Raw genomic sequence first — 19632 nt, 5'->3', positions numbered from 1 at the left:
AGACAATAGGTCAAGAAATGCAGGCAGGTTTGGTGATCTTGTGTCTGGCCTATGTACTCAGCCAGTTTTTCCGAGCTTTTCTGGCAGTTTTGACCACTGATCTGGGACGCGATATCGGCGCAACACCCGAAGACCTCGCCTTTGCTTCAGGTCTTTGGTTTCTAATCTTTGCGGCGATGCAGATTCCTGTGGGCTGGGCACTGGACCGCGTCGGTCCTCGGCGCAGTTCTGCGGTGCTGCTGCTGATCGGCGGGGCTGGCGGGGCTGGCCTGTTCGCGGTCGCAACGACCCCGTTCCATGTGGCGCTCGCCATGGCGTTGATCGGGGTAGGATGCTCGCCGGTTCTGATGGCATCCTACTATATCTTTGCACGAGAGTTTCCACCTGCCAAATTCGCCACGCTCGCCGCCGTGATGCTGGGCGTGGGATCTGTCGGCAATCTGGTCGCCTCATACCCCACGGCGCTGGCGGTCGAGCTGATGGGCTGGCGCGCGACGCTGGCCGGTCTGGCGATTATCTCTGCTGCGGTGGCTGCGGGGATCTGGCTGACGGTGCATGACCCTGAAAAGGTAAAAACCGAGCAAAAAGGATCACTTCTAGACCTGCTGAAAGAACCTGCACTTTGGGCCATTCTGCCTCTCATGCTTGTGTCTTATGCGCCATCGGGTGCGATCCGAGGTCTTTGGGCCGGGCCGTATTTGAATGACGTGTTCGGGCTCAGCACCGCTCAGATCGGGACGGCAACGTTGATCATGGGGGCCGCGATGATCGCGGGAACCTTCGCCTATGGGCCGCTGGACCGTATCCTGGGCACCCGGAAATGGGTGATCCTGGGCGGTAATACCTTGGGAGTCGCAGCACTGGGCCTGCTGTGCCTGTGGATTGACAGCGGCGTTTGGGTCTCGGTGCTGCTGTTGGCAGTGATCGGCTTTCTGGGCGCCAGTTTTCCGGTGATCATGGCCCATGGCCGGGCCTTCGTGCCGCCGCATCTGGTCGGGCGGGGCGTTACCCTGCTGAACCTTTTTGGCGTTGGCGGCGTTGGTCTGGCGCAATTTGCCACCGGGCGCATCCATGCGGCCAGCGCCGGGATCAGCCCTTCCGCACCTTATACGGCGATCTTCGGATTTTTCGCAGTCACCCTTGCCATTGGCTGTGTGATCTATCTATTCAGTCGGGACAGCGTGGACTGAAACCGGAGACCGCCCGTGCAGGACATTGAGGTGATTGCACCCAATCTGAAGCATTCCCTGTCGGGCGTGACAACGACGGTGATCCGACTGCTGCCAATCCAGCAGAAAATGATCGGCATCCGCGCCACCGGTCCCGGCCTGCCGGCAGATTTGCCCCATATCAGATTCTGGAAACTGCTGTTTCTGCCTAATCGCAAACGGGTTTGGCATGCACGCCGGAATACCGAGATGTTGATGGGTCTGGTCTTGCGTTCGGTGCTTCGACGCAACTACAAACTGCTATTCACCTCAGCCGCGCAACGTGATCATTCCGGGTTCACCAAGCGGCTGATTTCGAAAATGGACGCGTTGATCGCGACGACGCCTCAGGCCGCTTCCTTTCTGGAGCATCCCGCTACTGTCATCATGCATGGCGTCAACACCGAGCTGTTTCACCCAGCCGAGGACAAAAGCGCCCTGCGCCAAAAACTTGGCCTGCCAGACGGGCTGCTGATCGGGTGTTTTGGCCGTATCCGCCCTCAGAAAGGGGTCGACTTGTTGGTCGATGCCGCCCTGAAGGTGCTGCCTAATCACCCCGATGCGCATGTGATCTTCACCGGGCGTACCACCAACGAATTTGAGGCGTTTCAGGCTGAGCAGGAGCAAAAGCTGCAGGACGCCGGGCTGGGCAACCGCGTTCATTTTCTGGGTGAGCGCCCCTGGGATGAGATCGTCGAGACCTATCGCGCGCTCGATCTGTTCGTTGCGCCCGCACGACACGAAGGGTTCGGCCTTACACCGCTTGAAGCGATGGCCTCGGGCGTGCCCGCCATAGCCAGTCACGGGGTCGGAGCGTTCAGTGCGCAAATCAAGGATGGTGAGACCGGAAGACTGGTCGAGAAAGACAATGCCCCTGCACTGGCCGACGCGCTGGAGGATATGCTGCAGGACCGCGCTGCGCTGGCCGCTGCGGGACTAGCCGCGCGCGCCCATGTCGAGCAGAATTTTCGAATCGAAGGCGAAGCGAGGGCGATTGTCGAGGTTTATCGATCCTTGCTGAAACAACCCTGAACGGTACTGAACTGTGTCAAATCGGTGTGACGGGGTGAAATAAGCCGAAACCCCTCTTTTTTCTTTGCCGCAACGCGGCTATGAACGCGCGTCCTTAACTTTGGAGACATGAAATGGGCTATCGCGTCGTAGTCGTCGGCGCCACGGGCAACGTGGGCCGCGAAATGCTGAACATCCTGGCGGAACGCCAGTTCCCTGTCGATGAACTTGCTGCTCTGGCAAGCCGTCGTTCGCTGGGTACTGAGGTGACCTTTGGCGACAAGACGCTCACTACCAAAGATCTGGACACATTCGATTTCACTGGTTGGGACATGGCGCTGTTTGCCGTGGGTTCCGAGGCCACAAAGGTTTACGCCCCCAAGGCGGCAGCGGCTGGCTGCGTGGTGATCGATAACAGCTCGCTCTATCGCTATGACCCGGACATTCCGCTGATCGTGCCGGAATGTAACCCCGAGGCGATCCACGACTATAAAAACAAAAACATCATCGCCAATCCCAACTGCTCGACCGCGCAGATGGTCGTCGCGCTGAAGCCGCTGCATGACCGTGCACGCATTAAGCGCGTGGTCGTCTCGACCTATCAATCGGTGTCGGGAGCCGGCAAGGAAGGCATGGACGAGCTTTGGGATCAGACCAAGGCCATCTACAACCCGACGACCGAGGTTGAGCCGAAGAAGTTCCAGAAACAGATCGCTTTCAACGTCATCCCTCAAATCGACGTCTTCATGGAAGACGGCTCGACCAAGGAAGAGTGGAAGATGGTTGTCGAGACCAAAAAGATCGTCGATCCGTCGATCAAGGTCACCGCAACCTGCGTTCGCGTTCCGGTATTCGTTGGCCACTCCGAGGCCGTGAATATCGAGTTCGAAGAGTTCCTCGACGAAGACGAAGCCCGCGACATCCTGCGCGAAGCACCGGGCATCATGGTAATCGACAAGCGTGAAGCCGGTGGTTACGTCTCGCCCATCGAATGCGCGGGCGATTTCGCCACGTTCATCAGCCGCATCCGTCAGGATTCGACGGTTGAGAATGGCATCAACCTGTGGTGCGTTTCGGACAACCTGCGCAAAGGCGCGGCATTGAACGCTGTTCAAATTGCAGAATTGCTGGGCCGTGAAGTTCTGAAGAAGGGGTAACCTTCGCCAGTTGGTTATGACTCTATTAAACCCCGCTGTACCGCCAGTGGGGTTTATTATTTTGTGGACGGGCAGAGATGGCAATATTGCGGGGCAAAGCCGCCCTGTGCATGCGTTGCCATTGCCTATCCAGCACCAGTTGGTCAGCCACCGATCTGGGACATTGTCGCTTTTACCGCATGGTATCTTTGAGAGTTTGGGGGATGCGTCCCTAGAAAGCGATCACCAGGATCAGGAACTCGTGCGAAGTACAGCGCACCCTTGAGTGGATCATAACCCGCTTTGTAGGCTATTACAGTGCCTAGTCGATCAGCTTCCAATTCAAAGTTCTTTGAATAGCTGCGGCCGCCAACAAAGGCTCCAATGTCTTGTGCTGCGGCAATGTCATTCGGCCCCGACCCCGCAATTGTTGCTAGACCGGCCAAAAGCACCGCACCAGCCGCCGCATTTTGGGCCTGTCGCGCCAAATGCCCTTGAATGTGGTGAGCGGCCTCATGCGCCATAACAAATGCAAGTTCGTCAGTGTTGTTTACATTCCGTATCAGCGCTTGAGTCATTGTGATAACGGGGCGCCCCGACTTGCTTAAACTCTGATACGCGTTTGAGGGTGCTTTTTTGTCTGGATCAATGCGGATCAAAAAATCACAATTCACATTCTTAGTGCGGCGGAGGCATTCTCGTTCTGCCACAGGTTCTATTCGTGAGGCGACCTGACGGAACCTTATTTGTGCCTGTTGTGAACTGACGGGCGCGCTCGCGCGACCGGGGTTTGGAATAGGTGCTGATGGAGGAGTGGTGGTTGAAGCGCATCCCGCTAATGCCAAAACAGCTAACATCAATACCGTTCGCCTCATAAACACACCTTTCCAAATGTTCAGAGCATCAAAATCGAATCTGTGGCTTTCGAGAAACCAACTTGCACATTCGAACCTACGGTCTTCACGATTTGATATTCAATAACAGACGGGTTGTCGGTGGTCGCCCCGATTAAGCTGTCGTCAAAATGGTAGGCACTACAAATGGCATTGAAGCGAAGGACCAAACGATCCACGCCCCGTTCTGTATGGGCTTGAACCGAGTTGAACACCGCGTCAGCGGAGGTTATTTGCGCTGCACGATGGCTTGATCCCAGCCTCCTGCGCGGCAAAGGGACTGCTATGGGCGCACGTACATTTCAACAATCGTTTCTGGTATGGCCTCAAAGCAGTCATCAGAGAGATGCCTCCTGCCTGATCCTTCACCCCTGTCCCTCAACCAGCGTCTTCAAATTCTCCAACCCGCGCTCGTAATCTCCGCCGACCCAATTGTCCATCATTAGGCCCATCCAGCGGGACATGGGGTTCATACCAAGGTCGGATACGAATCCCCAGGTAACCTGTGTGCCTGATCCTTCTGGCCGCAACTGGAACGAGGCGGTGGCTGTCCCCATCGGGCCAAAATCCAGTGCGGTTTGCACGGACTGATCCGGGGTGCTCTCGGTGATTTCCTGCGAACCGGTTCCCACCTGCGGGTTGTCCGAGGCCCAGTTCAGCGTGTTTCCGACACCCGCCTCCGGGCCACTATAGCTCAGCTTGGTTTCGGGGTCTCGGGACAGCCAGGGGGACCATTTCTCGGTCTCCTGCATCGAATTCACATAGGGAAAGATCGCCGAGGCTGGTGCGTCGATTGTGATGCTGCGGGACACCTCGGCCTGACCAGGCAAAAGATATGATACTCCGACAAGCGCCAGAATGATCACCAGTAGGGTGACGAGAATGCGTTTAATCAATTTCATGAGCTCGATCCGATTCTGAAAACATCATCGGAAACATATCAAAAAATCGACGTAATTTCAGAGGCCCGATCGTATGACCCGCAGGATCAGGCCGGTGGCTGGTAAGGCAGCGACGAATGGTGCAGCACGATGCGAAGCACTCCGTCAGCGTCCTTTTTGTAGCCGAAGCTTTTGTCGACTTGCGTGATGTTACCTTGGCTATCCGTCAGAATGACCTTGCCCATCCACATGGCGACATCGCCTTCGACGAAGCTGGCCGATGTCTCACTTGCCATTTCGCGCCAACCCTTGATTCCGAAACCGCCATCAAGCGGAAATTCGGCATCGTGACCGACAAAATAGGCCAGTGCACCGTGGCGAGTCGGGCGAAAGGTTTGATCTCCGGACGCCATAGTTGGTTTGAACAGGACCGGACCCAGATTATAGCCGTATGCCGCATCCAGAACACCCTCGGCAACGGAACGGGCCGCATCGATCCCACCGTCTTCAAAAGCTTTGGAGATCGCAATCAACCCATCGCCCCAGGCGGTACGGGCAGCGGCCAGCTCGTCAGTGGTAATCGGCATGATCCTGTCCTTCTCTGTCCGGTTTCTATGGTACTGGCAGCAAGTGAGCGTCAACGCAAGAGGTGTGACCTGACTCTCGCCCGGTTTTGCCCACAGAACCGCGTGGAAGCCTGAATTCTCAGAAAATTCGACCCATTCTTTTGAACCGGTGCAAGGTTTTGCAAAGTATTTTGCCGCCAATCTCTGACAGTGCCGTGGGGGCACTTCAATTGGGGTGAATGTGGTGGACAAGATTATCACACTGGAACAGAAAGAACCCGTGCGTCTGGACCCGGACCGCCTGAGCAGCCTGTACAATCAGCTCGGCGACACCAACGCGATGGACGTGCTGTGCCGCACGGTTGAAGAACTGGCGTTGCGGCTGTCGAATTGTGAACGGTTTTGGCGGCAACGCGATTGGGCCGGGCTGCGCAAATGCGCAAAATCTCTCGTAGCCATATCCGAGCAAATCGGCATGACAGCACTGGCACGTGTGGCAGGCGATGTAGCCTGTACTGTCGACGCTGGCGATGCTGTGGCGACAGGGGCGACTCTGAGCCGCCTAATCCGGGTGGGTGAGCGATCGCTGACCGCCGTCTGGGACCAGCAAGATCTATCCGTCTGAGGGGGGTTGCGAGTGCGCCGCAGACAGATAGTCTGGGCGAAAATCCAACCAGCCGAGACACGCATGACCCTGTCCTTCGCCCCTGCCTCCGACCCATCGCTGCCACTACATGTGTTAGAGCAATCAGATTTTGAAAGCTGGCTGACCGATCAGCCGGATCATATCCGAGCTTGGGTTGCGGCCGATGGGTTTTCCGGAGCTCTGGGTCAAACACTTCTGGTGCCCGGCACAGATGGTAATCCGCAGTTTGCCTTGGCGGGATATGGCAGCGCGGCAAAACGGGTACGCAAGCGGTTTCCGCTAGCCGCTGCGACAGAATCGCTGCCCAAGGGCACCTATCATATCGCCTCGGGCGTTCCCGCAGATGTGCTTGAGGCCGAATGCCTGGGCTGGCTGATGACGGGATATGCCTTTGATCGCTATGCGGCGCAAAGCCCGGCTAACGCCACGCTGATCGCGCCCGAGGGCGTAGATGCCCGGCGGATCGAAATCATGGCCAATGCCGAGGCATTGACACGGGATCTGGTCAACACACCCGCTTCGGACATGGGCCCGGCGCAATTACAACACGCGGTTGAGGCACTGGCACGGGAACACGGCGCAGACATCTCGGTCATCACAGGCGATGCGTTGCTGGAACAGAATTTTCCGATGATCCACGCGGTCGGGCGTGCTGCCGAACAGGCCCCGCGTCTGATCGAGATGAACTGGGGTGACCACGGGCCAAAACTAACATTAGTTGGGAAAGGGGTCTGTTTCGATACCGGCGGCCTGAATCTGAAACCCGGTGCTTCGATGGGGTTGATGAAAAAAGATATGGGCGGAGCGGCCAATGTGCTGGGTCTGGCCCGTATGATCATGGCGCTGGATCTGAAGGTGCAATTACGGGTCCTGATCCCGGCGGTCGAAAACGCAGTAGCGGGCAATGCTTTCCGCCCCGGCGACATCCTGACGGCGCGTAATGGGCTAACGGTTGAGATCAACAACACTGATGCCGAGGGTCGGTTGGTGCTGGCCGATGCCCTTGCTCTGGCGCATGAAGGGGCACCAAACCTGCTCATCTCGATGGCCACTTTGACTGGCGCGGCCCGGGTTGCATTGGGCGCTGATTTGGCCCCGTTTTATACCGATGACGACAAAGCCGCGGACGTGCTGGCGCGTGCTGGCCGGGCTGCCGCTGATCCGGTCTGGCGTATGCCTTTTCATGACCCCTATGAAGCGATGATCGAACCCGGCATCGCTAACCTCGACAATGCGCCTTCTGGTGGATTTGCGGGCTCTATCACCGCGGCACTGTTCCTGCGCCGGTTCGCTGCCGAAAGTCGCTATATGCATTTTGACATCTATTCGTGGCAACGCAGTAAGGAACCCGGTCGCAGCAAGGGTGGTTTGGGCCAAGGCCCGCGTGCCCTCCTGGGGGCTTTGCCAGAGATCCTTGGCCTATGACTCAGGCGCGCATCATTCAACCGGTCATAGACCTGCTACGCCACCCTGACGGTCCGCGCGACCGGCAATTGTTGTTCGGCGACACGGTCACTGTTTTGGACGACCAAAACGGCTGGAGCAAGATCTCAGCCAGCAAGGACGGCTATACCGGATGGGTGGCGACGGACCATCTGGGACCAATTGAGCCACAGACTCACTGGATCGTCGCCGCTTCGACCCATGCCTATGAGAAGCCCGATATAAAAAGCCGCGATCTGACCTCGCTGAGCTTTGGCAGTAAAATCAGGGCTCTGTCTGAGGAGGGCGGGTTTCTGGAAACGCCAATCGGGTTCATTCCGGGGGTGCATGCCGTGCCCGCCTATTCCCTGCTGACCGATCCCGTTTCCGCGGCCGAACTTTTTCTCGGCACCCCTTATCTTTGGGGTGGTAACAGTCGATTCGGGCTGGATTGCTCGGGCCTCGTACAGCTCGCACTGCTCGCCTGCGGCGTTCCTTGTCCCGGAGACAGCGGCGATCAGGAACGCGAAGTTGGTGGATCGGTGCCCGAGGGCGATCCCGCACGGCGCGGAGACTTGCTGTTCTGGAAAGGCCATGTTGCCTGGGTTGCCGCCGAAAACCTTCTACTTCACGCCAACGCCTATCACATGGCTGTCGCGCTCGAACCGATGGATCAAGCGATTGCCCGGATCGCTGCCCAGGGCGACGGGCCGGTTACAGCGCACAAAAGGCTCTAATCCAGGTCAACCGCACGGATGAGCTTGCGTTCCAGAACTCTCAGAACCGCGCGCAGATCGTGCCCGCGCTTCAATATACGCCCATCCATGCCGACCACGGAATACATGCCCTGACGTAGCCGCAGGCGCGGGTGCTTCTCGACCCTGTAAATGGGATGTTCCGCCGTGCGCCGAAAGATCGAAAACACCGCCATATCCCGCAGGTTCGAGATTCCGTAGTCGCGCCATTCACCGGCAGCAACCATTCGGCCATAAACAGACAGGATTTGAGACATCTCGCGCCGGTCAAACGCGACCGGCATCTGGGCAGAGCCGGACCCGAACCGGCTGGGAGGCTGCATGTTCATATGACAAGCCTTGCCGGAAATCGCCGTCGAATCAAGCCCACTGGCATCAAGGTGTTGTATTTTTGGATCGCCCGCCCGCTATCTGCGCCCAACCTGACGGCAAATCAAGATCACCGGCAGCAACCCGACAGCCAGAATAACCAGCGACGGAACCGCTGCACCTTCAAGCCTCTCATCCGAGGCCAGACGATAGGCCTGCACTGCTAGCGTGTCGAAGTTAAAAGGCCGCATGATCAGGGTCGCGGGCAGCTCTTTCATCACATCCACAAAGACAATCAACAGTGCCGTTAGCAGCGAAGGCGTAAGGATCGGCAGATGCACCCGGCGCAGCGTTCCTAACGGGGTTTGACCCAGTGACCGCGCGGCGGCATCCATATTGGCGTGAACCGTGCTCTGCCCACCCTCATAGGCGCTGAGCGCGGCGGCCAGAAAACGCACCATATAGGCCGCGATCAACAACCAGATGGATCCAGTGACCAGCAGTCCGGTCGAGATACCAAAGGTTTGGCGCATCCACGCATCCAGCGCGTTGTCGAAACCCGCAAAGGGGACGATCAGCCCCACGGCGATCACGCCACCCGGCACCGCATAGCCCAACCGCGCCACATAAGCCGCCATGGCGGACCCGCGTCCGGGGCGCAGGCGTTGGAAAAATCCTATCGAAATCGCCGCGCTGACGGTGATAACCGCCGCAGTCCCCGCCAGTGTCAGCGAGTTCTGTATGAACCCGATATATCGGCGCGACAGCAGGTTCTGCTCGGATTCCAACCCCATCTGCACCAGGATAACCACAGGCAGTAGGAATCCGAACAGGACGGGAATTGCGCATAGCAGAAATGCCGCAAGTGATTGCCATCCCTTGAGTTGCGCCGCTGGCAGGCCTGCGTGGCGCTTGCCTGCCTGATAGTATTTGGCCTTGCCGCGCTGTGTCCGCTCGGCCACGGCCATGACAAGCGCAAAACCCAACAGACAAAGGGCGAGTTGCGCCGCAGCAGCGCGATCAGCCATGGAAAACCAGCTTGTGTAGATGCCAGTGGCAAAAGTCTGCACACCGAAATAGGCGACTGTGCCGAAATCGGCGATGGTTTCCATCACCGCCAGCAAGACGCCCCCTGCAATCGCCGGGCGTGCCATCGGCAGGGATACGCGCCAAAAGGCATGCCAGGGGCCGTTGCCCAGCGCCCGGGCCGCCAGAAAGGCCGTGGCGCTTTGCTGCAGAAACGCCGCGCGCGCCAGCAAATAGACATAGGGATACAACACCAGGATCAACATCACCGCCGCACCCTCGGTCGAGCGAATCTCGGGGAACCAATAGTCGCGCGGGCCCCAGCCGGTCACATCCCGCAGCGTGGTTTGAACGATTCCGGGGTGATCCAGAATGAAGGTATAGGCATAGGCCAGCACATAAGCCGGAAAGGCCAGCGGCAGGACCAGAGCGATTTCCAGCCACCGCACTCCGGGAAAGCGGGTCATCGTGACCAGCCACGCAGCGCCGACGCCAATCGAAAACGTCCCTGCTGCGACCAGCACCACCAGGATCACCGTGGTCAGCGCATAGCCAGGCAAAACAGTCTCTAACAAATGGGAAATTGTGTCGGTGCCACCGGTCACCGCCGCCAGAACAACCGCCACCATTGGCAACAGACAGGCGGCTGCCACGACATAGGCAATGCCGCCCACAAAGCGTGTGCCTAGTGCGCCGCGATTATGCGTTCCGTGTTCTGAATATTCGACTTCGGCCATGGCGTCTGACTGAGAATCCCGTAGGGTCTGCCTTTAATCGACTAAAACTCTAAGAAACACCAGTGGGCGGACTAACAAAAACTGCGGCAATGTTCGCCGCAGATCCCTATTCATAAACGCGCTGATCCTCGATCACCAAGCCATCTTTTGGTAATGAGCCCGGCGCCACAACTTCAATCGCGCCTTTCAGTTTCAGGACTTCGACCACCGATTTTGCATAGGCACCATCGTTCTCGCAGGGGCTTTCGATCTGAACGGTCATGGTATCCATCTCGCCCTGTCGCGCCGCAATGACACGCGCCTTGACGATTTCATCATGCTTGTCGACCAGCGCGGCCACCTGTTCGGGGCGGACGAACATGCCCTTGATCTTGGTGGTCTGATCGGCGCGACCCATCCAGCCTTTGATACGCATATTTGTGCGCCCGCACGGAGACTCTCCGGGCATGATCGCCGACAGATCACCGGTGGCAAATCGGATCAACGGGTAATCGGGGTTCAGCGTAGTCACAACCACCTCACCTACTTCACCAGGTGCAACCGGGGTTCCTGTGCCGGGGGTGACGATCTCAACGATCACGTGTTCGTCGATGATCATACCCTCCATCGCAGGGCTTTCATAAGCTATGTTGCCCAGATCAGCGGTCGCGTAGCATTGCAGGCAGACGATGCCCCGATCGGCGTAATCTTGTCGTAGGCTTGGAAACAGCGCCCCGCCACCCACAACGGCCTTGGAAAATTTCAGCGCGACGCCCATGGCTTCGGCTTTATCCAGAATGACTTTCAGATAGTCAGGCGTTCCTGCATATGCGGTGCAACCCACATCGCGCGCAGCTGTCACCTGCAACTCGGTCTGACCTGTACCTGCAGGCAGGACCGACGCGCCAACAGCCTGCGCGCCGCTTTCAAAGATCATGCCCGCGGGGGTGAGGTGATAGCCAAAACAGTTCTGAACGATATCGCCCGGACCAACCCCGGCTGCATTCAGGAACCGGCCCATGCGCCACCAGTCGTGATCAGTGCTGCCGGGTTCATAGATTGGCCCCGGAGATTGAAAGACATGCTGGAAATTCCGCGCCGGTTTGACGGTGAACCCTCCAAACGGAGGCCGGGTGCCCTGCGCCTTTGTCAGATCAGATTTTCGCAGAACCGGCAGTTGTGCCAGCGCCTGCATGTCTGTCACTGTGCCGGCGTCCACGTTGGACAGGATGCCGGCATATCCGGGCGCTTTTTGCGCGCGGGCAATCTGTTCTGGCAAGGCGCGCGCGTGATCAGCGGTGCGCTCGTCAGCGGATCGGGTTTCAAGCTTATCAAAATAGGTCATTGAAATATCCTCCACCCGCTTACAGCCATCTCTTGCGGCGGCGGTATGAGCGCACGTCTCGAAAGCTCTTGCGGCCTTCGTCAGACATGCCGAGATAAAATTCCTTTACGTCCGGGTTTTCGCGCAATTCAGCGGCGGGGCCGTCCATCACCACGCGGCCAGATTCCAGAATATAACCGTAATGAGCAAACCTTAGAGCCACATTTGTATTCTGTTCAGCCAGCAGGAAGGACACGCCTTCCTTCTCGTTCAGGTCCCTTACGATGCCAAAAATCTCTTCGACAAGTTGCGGAGCCAGACCCATTGAGGGTTCATCAAGAAGGATGGTTTCGGGCCGTGACATCAGAGCCCTGCCCATCGCAACCATCTGCTGCTCACCACCCGAAGTATAACCGGCCTGACTACGGCGGCGTTCCTTCAAGCGCGGGAAGTAATTGTAGACCAGTTCCAGATCCTGCTGGATCGCGGCAGACCCGTCCTTACGGGTATAGGCACCGGTCAGCAGATTTTCTTCGACTGTGAGGTGTTCGAAACAGTGGCGGCCTTCCATGACTTGAATGACGCCCTGCTCCACCAAGGCAGCCGGGTCGCTTTCATGCACGCCCTCGCCGCGATATTTAATCGAGCCTTTGGTGACCTCGCCCCGTTCCGAATGCAGCAAGTTCGACACGGCCTTCAATGTGGTTGTCTTGCCCGCACCATTGCCACCCAGTAGGGCTGTGATGCCGCCCTTGGGCACAGTCAGGCTGACGCCTTTCAGAACAAGGATCACATGGTTGTAGATCACCTCGATATTGTTAACCGCAAGCAGGGTTTCCGCCTGCACGTCAGTGGTTTGTGCCGCATCCAACATCAGCGCGTGTCCTTGTGCGAGTGTGGGGTTCGGGGCGGCAGCGATCCGCCGCCCCGTTTGGTTCAGAGCACCTTATTCGCAGCGCTGAGAAATATTGTTCTCAGCAGCATATGCGCCCGAGTCTTCGTCGATCAGTGCGTTGATGACCTCAGCGTCAGTCGGTTCGAAGCCCTGAATCGAGTTCCAGGTACCCGCCGCTGCATCCCACTGAACAACGCCGACAAGGCCTGGGCCGCCGTGGTTTTCGCATGAGACCGCGAATTCAGGTCCGAAACCGGCCATACCCAGCGCTTCCATCTTGGCGTTGGTGATCTCCAGCGCCTCCATGCCATCGCGCATCATCGATGCGTCGATCTCGGCAGTGCCGTGCATCTCTTGCGCGGTTTTCACTGCTTCTGCGGCCAGCATCGCAGCATAGAGGCCGCGGTTGTACTGCACCGTACCCAGTTGATCACCGGCGCCTGCAGCTTTGCCCGCATCGACGACATATTTCTTCAGGTCGTCATAGACAGGATAGTCGTCGCCCAGACCGGTGAAGGTCAGCGCTTTGTAACCGGTGGCCTTATCACCCGCAGGCTCAACATCAAATTCGGCCCCGGACCACCAGACACCGATGAAGTTCTCCATCGGGAAGCGGATATTGGCGGCTTCTTGCACGGCGACCTGGTTCATCACGCCCCAGCCCCACATGATCACATAGTCGGGCTTTTCCCGGCGGATTTGCAGCCACTGCGACTTCTGCTCCTGACCGGGGTGGTCGACGGGCAGCAGGGTCAGGTCATAGCCATGTTTTTCAGCCAGTGTTTCCAGCGTACGGATCGGTTCCTTGCCATAGGCCGAGTTGTGATAGACCAGCGCGATCTTCTTGCCGCTCAAGTCGCCACCGTTTTCGTCCAGCAGATAGTTGATCGCGCCCGACGCCCCGTTCCAGTAATTGGCAGGATAGTTGAACACGTTGCTGAACACCTTACCGTTCGCCGCCGAGGTGCGGCCATAACCCATTGTGTGCAGCGGAATGCCGTCTGCGGTCACTTTAGGGATCAACTGATAGGTGATGCCGGTGGACAGGGGCTGATAGACCAAAGCACCTTCGCCCTTGGTCGATTCATAACATTCCACGCCTTTTTCCGTGTTATATCCGGTCTCGCATTCGATCACGTTGGCCGCAACACCGCCGATACCGCCATCGCGTTCGTTCAGCAGTGTGAAGTAGTCGGCATATCCGTCCGCAAATGGGATACCGCCGGCCGCATAAGGCCCGGTCCGGTAACTGAGCGACGGGAATACGAGGTCGGCCATGACCGGACCTGCGGCCATCACGGCGCCCAGCGCCAGGGTTGCCAGTTTCTTTTTCATCGGGTGTCTCCTCCCTTGGTTGATCCGATGTTGGGTTTCGGGTTTCACACCCGTCTTTTCGTTGGGCCGGTCCTTAGTGCGGGAACGGCCAGAGTCTGAGTTTCTCTTTCGCCACACGCCAAAGCTGCGCCAGACCGTGCGGTTCGAGGATCAGGAACATGATGATCAGAGCACCGACGATGACGAGGTTCAGGTGCGCCACGATATCTGTGGGCCAGCCCAGCAGATCGACGCCAAGCAGTTTCAAAACGACTGGCAGCAACACGAGGAAGGCGGCACCGGCAAAGGATCCAAAAATAGACCCTAATCCGCCGATAATCACCATGAACAGCACCAGGAACGATTTTTGAATGCCGAACACTTCTCCAACCTCGACCGCGCCCAGATAGACCGCAAAGAACAGCGCGCCGGCCACGCCCACGAAGAACGAACTGACAGCAAAGGCGGTCAGCTTGGCCTTGAGCGGGTTCACCCCGATGATCTCGGCCGCGATGTCCATGTCGCGGATTGCCATCCAGGTACGACCAGTGGTGCCGCGGGTCAGGTTACGCGCGATGATTGCGCAGACGGTCAAGAAGGTCAGGCAGAACAAATAAGTCGCCCATGCCGGAGCATTCGGGCCAGTGATAATGATACCGAACACATCGCGTTCCGGCGCATTGATCTGTCCCGAGGCCGAGTAGTTGTAGAACCACGGCACCCGGTTAAACAGCCACACAAGGAAGAACTGCGCCGCCAGCGTGGCCACCGCCAGATAGAATCCTTTGATCCGCAGAGAAGGTAAGCCGAAGAGGACACCCACGATCGCGGTGATGCCGCCTGCAAGGATCACATGGATGAACATGCTGAAATCCGGAAAAGCCGTCATCAACTTGTAACAGGCATAGGCCCCCACAGCCATGAACCCGCCGGTGCCCAGCGACACCTGTCCGCAATAGCCCACCAGAATGTTCAGCCCGATCGCCGCAATCGCATAGATCAGGAATGGCAGCAGCAGCGCGTTGGCCCAATAGTCGTTGATGATGAACGGAATGATCCCGAACGCCACCGCCAGCACGACATAATACCGATACCGGTCAAACTTGATCGGGAAAGTCTGGCTGTCGGCGATATATGAGGTTTTGAAATCCCCGGCCTCACGATAGAACATGTCTTACTTTCCCCATTCTTCCTGCGCCCGATTGCGGGCAGCGGCGTCCAGTTGATTGGACCCTTTGGCATATCCGGTGGCCTCGGAAGCGCGCACCAGTTTCATGTAAGCCAGGATGCCCATGACCAGCCCGGCAAAGGCCAGAATTACAGCGATCACAAGTTGGCCCTCGGTCAGATCGCTCGATGTCAGGGCGATGTAGCCGAAGGCCCAAAACCCCGCCCATGCGATCACGTTGATGATGGCAATCAGCTTGGTCACGCCCTACACCCTCTCGATGATCTTCTCGCCGAACAGGCCCTGAGGTCGGAACACGAGGAATATCAGCGCCAATACATAGGCAAACCAGTTCTCAGTCGCACCGCCAACCATTGGGCCGATGGCGAACTCGAACAGTTTCTCACCCACACCGATGATCAGGCCACCGACGATGGCTCCGGGGATCGAGGTGAACCCGCCTAGCATCAGCACCGGCAGCGCCTTCAGCGCGATCAGCGACAGCGAGAACTGAACGCCCGATTTGGTGCCCCACATGATGCCCGCGACCAGCGCCACAAACCCGGCGACCGACCAGACCATGATCCAGATGAAGTTCAGCGAAATCCCGACCGATAGCGCCGCCTGATGGTCATCCGCCACCGCACGCATCGCCCGACCCTGCTTGGTGTACTGGCTGAACGCCACCAGAGCCGCCACCAGAAGTGCTGCGATGATCGTGGCCACGATGTCCAGATTGTCGATGAAGAAACCGTAGTCGAAGATATTAAAGGTCGTCTCGTCAATCCACAGGTTGATACCCTGCGGCAGACCCACATCCAGCGTCTTGATCTCGGACCCCCACATCAGGTCGGCGACGCCCTCAAGGAAATAGGCCAGACCAATGGTCGCCATGAACAGGATGATCGGTTCCTGTCCGACCAGATGGCGCATGACGAACCGTTGCACGCACCAGGCCAGCAACACCATCACGGCCATGGTCAGAATAATCGCAAGCAACGCGGGCACATTCCAACCAAAATTATAGACATGCGTGCCGAAAGTCGCGTTGATCAGATGCGCAAAAGGTACCTGCCCATTCATGATTCCGACCAGCGTCATCGCCGCAAACAGGGCCATAACCCCTTGGGCATAATTGAAAATCCCCGACGCCTTGTAGATCAACACAAAGCCCAGTGCGACCAGCGCATACAGCACCCCAGCCATCAGACCGTTGAGGATGACCTCCATCGCGAAGATTAATTGTTCAGGCATGCCAGCCCCTCCCCAATTCTGCCCGGACCTCAGTCATGGCTGACCCCCAAATAGGCATCAATGACTTCTTGGTTGTTGCGCACCTCATCCGGGGTGCCGTCACCAATCTTTTTGCCGTAATCCATCACAACCACACGGTCGCTCAGATCCATTACCACGCCCATATCGTGCTCGATTAGCGCAATCGTGGTGCCAAACTCGTCATTCACGTCGAGGATAAAGCGGCTCATGTCCTCTTTCTCTTCGACGTTCATCCCGGCCATCGGCTCATCCAGCAGCAGCAGTTTCGGTTCCGCCGCCAGCGCGCGCGCCAGTTCGACGCGTTTCTTCAACCCGTAAGGCAGGCGGGACACCGGCGTTTTGCGGATGTGCTGAATCTCAAGGAAATCAATGATCTTCTCGACCGCCTCGCGGTTCTCGGTCTCTTCTGCCTCGGCCTTGCCCTTCCACAGCGCTTGCTGAAGAATATTGGTCTTCATAAAACCCAAACGCCCGGTCATCACGTTATCCAACACGCTCATGCCTTCGAACAGTGCGATGTTTTGAAACGTCCGCGCGATCCCCTGCTGCGCCACCTCAAACGGCCGCATCGGAGGGCGCTTGGAGCCGTGAAACCAAACCTCACCTTCTTGCGGGACATAAAAGCCCGAGATCACGTTCAACATCGAGGACTTACCCGCCCCGTTTGGCCCGATGATCGCACGGATCTCACCCTCACGGATGTCGAACGAGATATCCTTGATAGCCACCACGCCGCCAAAGCGCAGGGTGATGTTCTTCATCTCCATCACCACACCGCCGATCTTGCGGCCGTCTTCGGTGACATATCCTTCGGAGTTATCCAGCATCAGAACCTCCCTGACACAAAAACGGGACGGCGGGCGGGGCGATGACCGCAGGTCGAGCGGCGCGCGTCAGCCCACTCATTCCGCCGCCACCTTGTGCTGCGCGACCGGAACCACTGGCGCATCGACAATTTCCAACGTCGCAGAAATCGATCCCTTACGACCATCTTCATAGGTCACTTCAGTCGTGGTCGAAACGCTCGACGACCCGTCATACAACGCCGCAATAATGTCGCTGAATTTGTCCTCGACAAACCCACGCCGCACCTTGCGGGTCCGAGTCATCTCGCCATCATCGGCATCCAGTTCCTTGTGCAGAACCACAAAGCGATGCACCTGACAGCCCGATAGCATTTCATCCGCCGCGACCGACTTGTTTACCTCTTCAACGTGGCTCCGAATCGTCTCTAACACACGAGGATGTCCCGCAAGTTCCTGATAGGACGCGTAGGCCACGTTGTTGCGTTCCGCCCAGTTTCCAACCGCTGTCAAATCGATATTGATGAAAGCCACGCATCGATCCTTGCCATTCCCGAACAGCACGACTTCAAGAATATCGGGATAAAACTTCAGCTTGTTCTCGACATATTTCGGCGCGAACATCGAACCATCAGCCATCTTGCCCACGTCTTTGGCACGGTCAATGATCCGTAGATGGCCGGAATTCTCCTCGATGAACCCGGCATCCCCCGTCGCCACCCAACCTTCGGCATCCTTGGTCGAAGCCGTCGAATCCGGGTTGTTGTAATACTCGACGAACACGCCAGGTGAGCGGTAATGAATCTCGCCCTTATCATCGATCTTCAGCTCGACATCTGGGGCCGGAACACCAACCGTATCCGCCCGTACCTCGCCATCCGGCTGCACGGTGATGAACACGGTCGCTTCGGTCTGACCGTAAAGCTGCTTCAGGTTAATGCCCAAAGAGCGGTAGAAATCAAAAATTTCCGGCCCGATCGCTTCACCCGCCGTATAGCCCACACGGAACCGGCCATAGCCAAGCGTATCTTTCAGCGGGCCATAGACCAGCAAATTGCCCAGCGTGTATTTCAGCTTGTCGCCAAAGCCCACCGCCTTGCCGTCCAGCAACAGGCCACCCACCTTCTTGGCATGGGCCAAGAAATAATGGAACATGCGCTGCTTCAGCTTGCCCGCATCCTCCATCCGGATCATCACGTTGGTCAGCTGGGTTTCGAACACCCGCGGCGGGGCAAAGAAATAGGTCGGCCCGATCTCGCGCAGGTCTGTCATCATCGTGTCGGCGCTTTCGGGGCAGTTCACGCAGAAGCCGCACCAATAAGCCTGACCAATCGAGAATATGAAATCGCCAACCCAAGCCATCGGCAGGTAAGACAGGATGTCTTCGTTCCGGGTCAGATGATCGAATTCCGCCGAGTTCTTAGCGCTTTCGATAACATTGCGGTTCGACAGCACCACGCCCTTGGGCTTGCCCGTGGTGCCCGAGGTATAAAGCATCACGCAGGTATCATCGTAAGTGATCGCCGCAATGCGCTTGTCCAGTTCCGCATCAAACCGCGCGTGCCCCGCACTGCCCTCGGCCATGATGTCCTCAAGCGCGTTCATCTGCGAGTGGTCATACTTCCGCATCCCGCGCTTGTCGGTATAGAGTATGTGTTTGACTTGATGCAGGTTTTCCTGAATCTCGATGACTTTGTCGACCTGCTCCTGGTCACCGCAGACGACATATTTCGCGCCGCAATGCTCCAGCACATAGGCCATCTCTTCGGCGACCGAATCCTGATACAGAGGCACCGGCACCGCGCCTACCATCTGAGCGGCAACCATCGACCAGTAATGGGCGGGACGGTTCCGACCAATCACAGCAATATGGTCACCCTTTTCAACGCCAAGTTCTAGAAACCCAAGCGCGATGGCACGGATTTCTTTGGCGGCTTCCGCCCAGGTCCAGCATTGCCAGATCCCGAATTCCTTTTCCCGATAGGCCGGGGCATCCCCGAACTGGGTCACATTGCGGTGTAATAGCGCCGGAAGAGAGTCCATCCCTTCAGCGCCCGACTGCGTCTGAGCCAATCTTTCTCTCCTCCCCATCCGACCCCTCCCCGGGCCGAAAATGGCGGGTTCGGGATGGTGCCCGAACGCCAATGCCCCGATAAGGGACGTCGTCGTAACGATCAGCGTCAAGTTTTGCCTGATGTTTTCTCAATTCTTACGAATTGTAACAGGCGTGGAGGGGTGATCTTTCGAGTTGTACGAAACGCGTAAGAAGGCTTACCAGCTGTCA

The 19632-nt window shown here is 57.6% G+C and carries 19 protein-coding genes; 6 read left to right on the top strand and 13 right to left on the bottom strand.

Annotated elements, in window-relative coordinates; translation table 11 throughout:
* Positions 1–17: 17 nt before the first annotated feature.
* The 3 genes from ACR0MP_RS19670 to ACR0MP_RS19660 all read left to right on the top strand — a co-directional run bounded on the left by ACR0MP_RS19670 (position 18) and on the right by ACR0MP_RS19660 (position 3376).
* On the top strand, positions 18–1190 hold the full coding sequence (locus tag ACR0MP_RS19670) for an MFS transporter (RefSeq protein WP_170408755.1): 1173 nt from the start codon (positions 18–20) through the stop codon (positions 1188–1190).
* 15 nt (positions 1191–1205) lie between these two features.
* Positions 1206–2240, top strand: coding sequence for a glycosyltransferase family 4 protein (locus ACR0MP_RS19665; protein ID WP_480887648.1), 1035 nt, complete (start codon positions 1206–1208; stop codon positions 2238–2240).
* A gap of 113 nt (positions 2241–2353) precedes the next feature.
* The gene (locus ACR0MP_RS19660) at positions 2354–3376 is read left to right on the top strand and encodes an aspartate-semialdehyde dehydrogenase (RefSeq protein WP_170408757.1); all 1023 of its coding nucleotides are present in this window, start codon (positions 2354–2356) and stop codon (positions 3374–3376) included.
* A 143-nt stretch (positions 3377–3519) separates the two neighbouring features.
* Here the strand turns inward: ACR0MP_RS19660 and ACR0MP_RS19655 are convergent, their stop codons facing one another.
* The 3 genes from ACR0MP_RS19655 to ACR0MP_RS19645 all read right to left on the bottom strand — a co-directional run bounded on the left by ACR0MP_RS19655 (position 3520) and on the right by ACR0MP_RS19645 (position 5716).
* Complete coding sequence (locus tag ACR0MP_RS19655; protein ID WP_480762162.1) at positions 3520–4212, bottom strand: M48 family metalloprotease; 693 nt, start codon at positions 4210–4212, stop codon at positions 3520–3522.
* Between the two features lie 401 nt (positions 4213–4613).
* Positions 4614–5150, bottom strand: coding sequence for an SRPBCC family protein (locus tag ACR0MP_RS19650; protein WP_170408759.1), 537 nt, complete (start codon positions 5148–5150; stop codon positions 4614–4616).
* 86 nt (positions 5151–5236) lie between these two features.
* On the bottom strand, positions 5237–5716 hold the full coding sequence (locus ACR0MP_RS19645) for a phosphoribosyl-AMP cyclohydrolase (protein ID WP_170399250.1): 480 nt from the start codon (positions 5714–5716) through the stop codon (positions 5237–5239).
* Between the two features lie 214 nt (positions 5717–5930).
* Here ACR0MP_RS19645 and ACR0MP_RS19640 point away from each other — a divergent pair, with 214 nt between their 5' ends.
* The 3 genes from ACR0MP_RS19640 to ACR0MP_RS19630 all read left to right on the top strand — a co-directional run bounded on the left by ACR0MP_RS19640 (position 5931) and on the right by ACR0MP_RS19630 (position 8500).
* Complete coding sequence (locus ACR0MP_RS19640; protein ID WP_170399254.1) at positions 5931–6320, top strand: hypothetical protein; 390 nt, start codon at positions 5931–5933, stop codon at positions 6318–6320.
* Positions 6321–6383: 63 nt separating this feature from the next.
* Entirely contained in the window at positions 6384–7766 is a 1383-nt protein-coding gene (locus ACR0MP_RS19635; RefSeq protein WP_170408760.1) for a M17 family metallopeptidase, read from the top strand.
* On the top strand, positions 7763–8500 hold the full coding sequence (locus ACR0MP_RS19630) for an NlpC/P60 family protein (protein WP_170408761.1): 738 nt from the start codon (positions 7763–7765) through the stop codon (positions 8498–8500). The genes ACR0MP_RS19635 and ACR0MP_RS19630 overlap by 4 nt, the downstream gene beginning before the upstream one ends.
* Here the strand turns inward: ACR0MP_RS19630 and ACR0MP_RS19625 are convergent.
* From ACR0MP_RS19625 to ACR0MP_RS19580, 10 genes are all read right to left on the bottom strand, one after another.
* A complete protein-coding gene (locus ACR0MP_RS19625; RefSeq protein WP_170399260.1) occupies positions 8497–8847 on the bottom strand; it encodes a DUF2794 domain-containing protein in 351 nt (116 codons plus the stop codon). The genes ACR0MP_RS19630 and ACR0MP_RS19625 overlap by 4 nt on opposite strands.
* A gap of 78 nt (positions 8848–8925) precedes the next feature.
* The gene (locus ACR0MP_RS19620) at positions 8926–10590 is read right to left on the bottom strand and encodes an ABC transporter permease (RefSeq protein WP_170567252.1); all 1665 of its coding nucleotides are present in this window, start codon (positions 10588–10590) and stop codon (positions 8926–8928) included.
* A gap of 106 nt (positions 10591–10696) precedes the next feature.
* Entirely contained in the window at positions 10697–11914 is a 1218-nt protein-coding gene (locus ACR0MP_RS19615; protein WP_170426281.1) for an acyl-CoA synthetase family protein, read from the bottom strand.
* A gap of 19 nt (positions 11915–11933) precedes the next feature.
* Positions 11934–12767, bottom strand: a complete 834-nt coding sequence (locus ACR0MP_RS19610) for an ABC transporter ATP-binding protein (RefSeq protein ID WP_480887643.1) — start codon at positions 12765–12767, stop codon at positions 11934–11936.
* Between the two features lie 72 nt (positions 12768–12839).
* The gene (locus ACR0MP_RS19605) at positions 12840–14123 is read right to left on the bottom strand and encodes an ABC transporter substrate-binding protein (protein WP_170408764.1); all 1284 of its coding nucleotides are present in this window, start codon (positions 14121–14123) and stop codon (positions 12840–12842) included.
* A 73-nt stretch (positions 14124–14196) separates the two neighbouring features.
* The gene (locus tag ACR0MP_RS19600; protein WP_480887641.1) at positions 14197–15273 is read right to left on the bottom strand and encodes a branched-chain amino acid ABC transporter permease; all 1077 of its coding nucleotides are present in this window, start codon (positions 15271–15273) and stop codon (positions 14197–14199) included.
* A 3-nt stretch (positions 15274–15276) separates the two neighbouring features.
* On the bottom strand, positions 15277–15534 hold the full coding sequence (locus tag ACR0MP_RS19595) for a hypothetical protein (RefSeq protein WP_170408766.1): 258 nt from the start codon (positions 15532–15534) through the stop codon (positions 15277–15279).
* Positions 15535–15537: 3 nt separating this feature from the next.
* On the bottom strand, positions 15538–16524 hold the full coding sequence (locus tag ACR0MP_RS19590) for a branched-chain amino acid ABC transporter permease (RefSeq protein ID WP_170408767.1): 987 nt from the start codon (positions 16522–16524) through the stop codon (positions 15538–15540).
* Between the two features lie 29 nt (positions 16525–16553).
* Positions 16554–17372, bottom strand: a complete 819-nt coding sequence (locus tag ACR0MP_RS19585; protein WP_170399285.1) for an ABC transporter ATP-binding protein — start codon at positions 17370–17372, stop codon at positions 16554–16556.
* A 75-nt stretch (positions 17373–17447) separates the two neighbouring features.
* Positions 17448–19391, bottom strand: coding sequence for an AMP-binding protein (locus ACR0MP_RS19580; protein WP_480887671.1), 1944 nt, complete (start codon positions 19389–19391; stop codon positions 17448–17450).
* Between the last annotated feature and the right edge of the window lie 241 nt (positions 19392–19632).

The sequence above is a fragment of the Ruegeria sp. K3 genome, assembly GCF_056531845.1.
This window is presented reverse-complemented; position numbering and strand designations above follow the sequence as displayed.

Coding starts and splice junctions, on each gene's coding strand:
- ACR0MP_RS19580 (WP_480887671.1), bottom strand. CDS start 19,391: ATGGACTCTCTTCCGGCGCTATTACACCGCAATGTGACCCAGTTCGGG.
- ACR0MP_RS19615 (WP_170426281.1), bottom strand. CDS start 11,914: ATGACCTATTTTGATAAGCTTGAAACCCGATCCGCTGACGAGCGCACC.
- ACR0MP_RS19655 (WP_480762162.1), bottom strand. CDS start 4,212: ATGTTAGCTGTTTTGGCATTAGCGGGATGCGCTTCAACCACCACTCCT.
- ACR0MP_RS19670 (WP_170408755.1), top strand. CDS start 18: ATGCAGGCAGGTTTGGTGATCTTGTGTCTGGCCTATGTACTCAGCCAG.
- ACR0MP_RS19610 (WP_480887643.1), bottom strand. CDS start 12,767: ATGTTGGATGCGGCACAAACCACTGACGTGCAGGCGGAAACCCTGCTT.
- ACR0MP_RS19635 (WP_170408760.1), top strand. CDS start 6,384: ATGACCCTGTCCTTCGCCCCTGCCTCCGACCCATCGCTGCCACTACAT.
- ACR0MP_RS19650 (WP_170408759.1), bottom strand. CDS start 5,150: ATGAAATTGATTAAACGCATTCTCGTCACCCTACTGGTGATCATTCTG.
- ACR0MP_RS19600 (WP_480887641.1), bottom strand. CDS start 15,273: ATGTTCTATCGTGAGGCCGGGGATTTCAAAACCTCATATATCGCCGAC.
- ACR0MP_RS19605 (WP_170408764.1), bottom strand. CDS start 14,123: ATGAAAAAGAAACTGGCAACCCTGGCGCTGGGCGCCGTGATGGCCGCA.
- ACR0MP_RS19630 (WP_170408761.1), top strand. CDS start 7,763: ATGACTCAGGCGCGCATCATTCAACCGGTCATAGACCTGCTACGCCAC.
- ACR0MP_RS19620 (WP_170567252.1), bottom strand. CDS start 10,590: ATGGCCGAAGTCGAATATTCAGAACACGGAACGCATAATCGCGGCGCA.
- ACR0MP_RS19585 (WP_170399285.1), bottom strand. CDS start 17,372: ATGCTGGATAACTCCGAAGGATATGTCACCGAAGACGGCCGCAAGATC.
- ACR0MP_RS19660 (WP_170408757.1), top strand. CDS start 2,354: ATGGGCTATCGCGTCGTAGTCGTCGGCGCCACGGGCAACGTGGGCCGC.
- ACR0MP_RS19590 (WP_170408767.1), bottom strand. CDS start 16,524: ATGCCTGAACAATTAATCTTCGCGATGGAGGTCATCCTCAACGGTCTG.
- ACR0MP_RS19625 (WP_170399260.1), bottom strand. CDS start 8,847: ATGAACATGCAGCCTCCCAGCCGGTTCGGGTCCGGCTCTGCCCAGATG.
- ACR0MP_RS19645 (WP_170399250.1), bottom strand. CDS start 5,716: ATGCCGATTACCACTGACGAGCTGGCCGCTGCCCGTACCGCCTGGGGC.